At 33.3% G+C, this 3088-nt stretch carries 5 protein-coding genes and 1 pseudogene; all 6 read right to left on the reverse strand.

The window, feature by feature from the left end:
* Positions 1-45 precede the first annotated feature (45 nt).
* Positions 46-293, reverse strand: a pseudogene (locus tag HMPREF9074_RS12200) (hypothetical protein); the annotation flags it as partial.
* 62 nt (positions 294-355) lie between these two features.
* Complete coding sequence (locus tag HMPREF9074_RS10965) at positions 356-1192, reverse strand: hypothetical protein (protein ID WP_009390195.1); 837 nt, start codon at positions 1190-1192, stop codon at positions 356-358.
* A 216-nt stretch (positions 1193-1408) separates the two neighbouring features.
* On the reverse strand, positions 1409-1567 hold the full coding sequence (locus HMPREF9074_RS12205) for a DUF2004 domain-containing protein (RefSeq protein WP_009390193.1): 159 nt from the start codon (positions 1565-1567) through the stop codon (positions 1409-1411).
* 113 nt (positions 1568-1680) lie between these two features.
* Complete coding sequence (locus HMPREF9074_RS10970; RefSeq protein WP_009390191.1) at positions 1681-2250, reverse strand: hypothetical protein; 570 nt, start codon at positions 2248-2250, stop codon at positions 1681-1683.
* A 125-nt stretch (positions 2251-2375) separates the two neighbouring features.
* Positions 2376-2528, reverse strand: coding sequence for a hypothetical protein (locus HMPREF9074_RS12735; RefSeq protein ID WP_009390189.1), 153 nt, complete (start codon positions 2526-2528; stop codon positions 2376-2378).
* 2 nt (positions 2529-2530) lie between these two features.
* Positions 2531-3088 (reverse strand): SDR family oxidoreductase (locus HMPREF9074_RS10975; protein WP_034540809.1); only part of this gene is annotated, 558 nt, incomplete at its 5' end.

A 3088-nucleotide genomic window follows, 5' to 3' on the forward strand; every position in this document is an offset into this window, starting at 1 on the left:
TATGTTTTTTTTTATAAATTTTAAAATATTTATTGAGGTGTCTATTTAGCTACATACTAATTGAGTTTGGGAAACGGGAGAACGTTCTACAATTCTTTTCATTAATTTGTTAAAGATAGTGTCTTTATTTTGTGAGCGATTAATTCTAAAACTGTATTCCGCTAAATAGCAGTCTATGTTAAATTCTGATACCCAAGAATATATATCTCATAGCTTCTACCTTGTTTTCCTTCCTCTTTTCCTCCTATGGTAAATTCATCAACCTGCACTCTATCATTCATTTTGTGCGATTCATGAGTAGATTGTTCATTGTTCTATCTTGTTTATTTGTTTTGCAAAGGTAAGGGTTTTTTATTTAAGGTTTATAGTCTTCCCAGCCATATTTTTTATATTCAGGAGCAGGAGAAAATTCAGCTGCACCTATATCTAAGTCTCCTGAGCAAGGAATTCGACAAATGCCCCAATTAGCTACTTTTTTAACTCCTGTCTTATAACTTGTCCAAGTCCCTACAAATTGGTTGTTTCTATAGTCATCTGAATATTCTTCAATATCATCAAATAAAAACACTCCTTTATTGTTAATATACCATCTTAATAAAACCTTTCCTTCAAAGATACCCGTAGCTGATAATTTTTTATCTTCTCTAAAATGATAATCTGCAATGATAATTCCTTGTGATTTTATTTTCCCCACCATATCATCCTCTAAACCTTTAGAATGCTCTGCAAAAAAATATATATGTTTGATTTTTATATCTCCTTCAAACAATCTTACATTTTTACCAACTTTTGTTTTCCCTTTTGCTATATAAAGACTATCATTTGTTGTTGATTTTTCTATTTTTAGAAAATTAATCTCTAATCTTCTTTTAATCTTTATATCAATAAACCCAATATAAGGAATAACCTCAATATAAGGAAAAGATGGTTTAGAGAGCATTGAACTTATATTAATGTTCCCTAAATCAAGTCTTCCTTTGCTATTAAAACCGCCATTTAAATAGCCAATCTCTTCCTTAATAAAATCTTCAAAATCACAATGTTCTTGTGCATTAGATATGGTATCAGATATGGTATCAGATTCGATACTTAATAATTCATTTTGTGGATCTTTTTCAGTGTTATTATTAACAACATTTTCACAAGAACTCACTGTCCCTATTAAAAATAAACTAATAAGTAATAATTTCATATGTTGGCTTATATTTTGTTTTGCAAAGGTAAGGTTTTTTTAAGATATTTATGCAATATAAAATAGAATTTACCTTTGTGTTATTATTTTTATTCCATTAGCTTAATGATCAAAAAATTTAATTGAGGCGTCAAAGTATTTTCAGAGTGCAAATATATGAAATTATTTAGACACCTCAATCCTATTATTTACTTTGTAAAACTTTTACTCTATAAATTAACTTTCCCAGTCAATAGCAAGGATTTCCCCATTTAGGTGATACTTCACAGCAAGGATTTCATCAGTTTCCTCTGGGCGTATCATATAGTTGACAATTACCTCGCCTATTGATCTTTCACAAATGGTATACCACAGTTCAATAGTTTCTACCTTCATTTCTCATCGAAACCACACCTCTCACCGTGATTTGAGCCTTTACAGAAAGCCCTATCACTAAACTGAATAATACAAATACTTTTTTTATTACTCATTCTTTTTCTGAAAAAAACCTATATACTAATAGTTGGAGAATAAAAATCCTCCGTTGGGAAGAACTCCTTCTTTGTTTTCGAATCTTGGAGCTTAATGATATTTTTCTTGTCCTTATCTAAAAAAATCTTAAAAATTTGCTTTTCTTTCGTTTCATCATTTGTTAGTTCTACATTATCGCCAACAATTTTAACGGATTCAGAAATCCATGGATAATCCACTAAATCAAAATAATGTGTACGAGGGGTAAGGTTTTTATCCAATTTAGTTCCTTTTTCTACAGAGTAAATTACTTTCAGAGCAGAAATATCAGGTTGCTTTTTATAAGGTCTTAATTCTTTATCCGACTGAAATTCAAGATAGATTTTATAAATCATCCTGTCTTCATTAGCGATAATAATAGAATCCTTTACTTCCATTTTCCATTGAAAAGCAAGCATCATATTATCTTCAAAAATCCTTCGGTAAGGAGATTTTTGCACTTTTTGTTTGGTAATTTTTTCAGGTGGTGGAGGAATAGATTTTTTCTTATTTTGTCCAAAAGCCACAAAGTGAGCTGCCACCATGACAATTAAAAGTAATTTTTTCATATTAATTAGATTTTATAAAGGTTTGTTTTTCAGCTAAATGATAGTAAGCCAACATTTTATAGTATAATTTTGCTGCTAAAAATGCGGTAGGTTTTGCCATTGGCGAATCCATTAGCTCTACAATATCAAAACCAACAACAGGGTTCCTCTGCCTCTTTTTTTGTGCGTTTAGCAACTTTAGGCAACTCTATTTTTACATACGGCAAAGTCTGCACAAACTCTAAAAAAGATTGCGCAAACTCACTATTATTATCTACTTTAAGGACAGTTGTATTCATAATTAAGAATTAATGAGTGCCTCTCTCCAGTGTCTTACCTCATAGGCAAAGTCGGTTTTGAGCTTGGCTTTGTCGAGGACTGAATAAGGAGGACGCGTTACTTTGCTGGGGAATTCACTTGAGCGACAAGGCAGTACCTTGCAAGCATTGCCTGCTTGGGCTACAATTTCGGTAGCGAAATCATACCAAGAGCAGACCCCTTCGTTAGAAAAATGATACACCTCGCGCTTGCCTTTATACAAGGCGTTTTCGATAACATACACCACAAAAGCGGCTAAGTCGGCAGCATTGGTGGGCGAGCCTACTTGGTCGAATACGACCTTTAGCTCGTTGCGCTCGCGGCTGAGTCGCTGTATGGTTTTTACAAAATTATGACCGAACTGCAGCGAGTACAACCACGCAGTACGTATGATAAGATGCTCAATACCAGCCTGCTGTATAGCCTGCTCTCCTGCTAATTTGGTACGACCATATACCCCCAACGGACAAGTGTTATCGGCTTCGGTATAGGGCGTATTGCCATTGCCTCCGAACACATAGTCGGTGGAGATATGAATAAG

Origin of the sequence: Capnocytophaga sp. oral taxon 329 str. F0087 (assembly GCF_000213295.2) — a bacterium.
Taxonomy (GTDB): domain Bacteria; phylum Bacteroidota; class Bacteroidia; order Flavobacteriales; family Flavobacteriaceae; genus Capnocytophaga; species Capnocytophaga leadbetteri_A.

What these genes read in the sequence shown, in the direction of transcription:
- HMPREF9074_RS12735 (WP_009390189.1), bottom strand. Translation starts at nt 2,528, where the DNA reads ATGAATACAACTGTCCTTAAAGTAGATAATAATAGTGAGTTTGCGCAA.
- HMPREF9074_RS10970 (WP_009390191.1), bottom strand. Translation starts at nt 2,250, where the DNA reads ATGAAAAAATTACTTTTAATTGTCATGGTGGCAGCTCACTTTGTGGCT.
- HMPREF9074_RS12205 (WP_009390193.1), bottom strand. Translation starts at nt 1,567, where the DNA reads ATGAAGGTAGAAACTATTGAACTGTGGTATACCATTTGTGAAAGATCA.
- HMPREF9074_RS10965 (WP_009390195.1), bottom strand. Translation starts at nt 1,192, where the DNA reads ATGAAATTATTACTTATTAGTTTATTTTTAATAGGGACAGTGAGTTCT.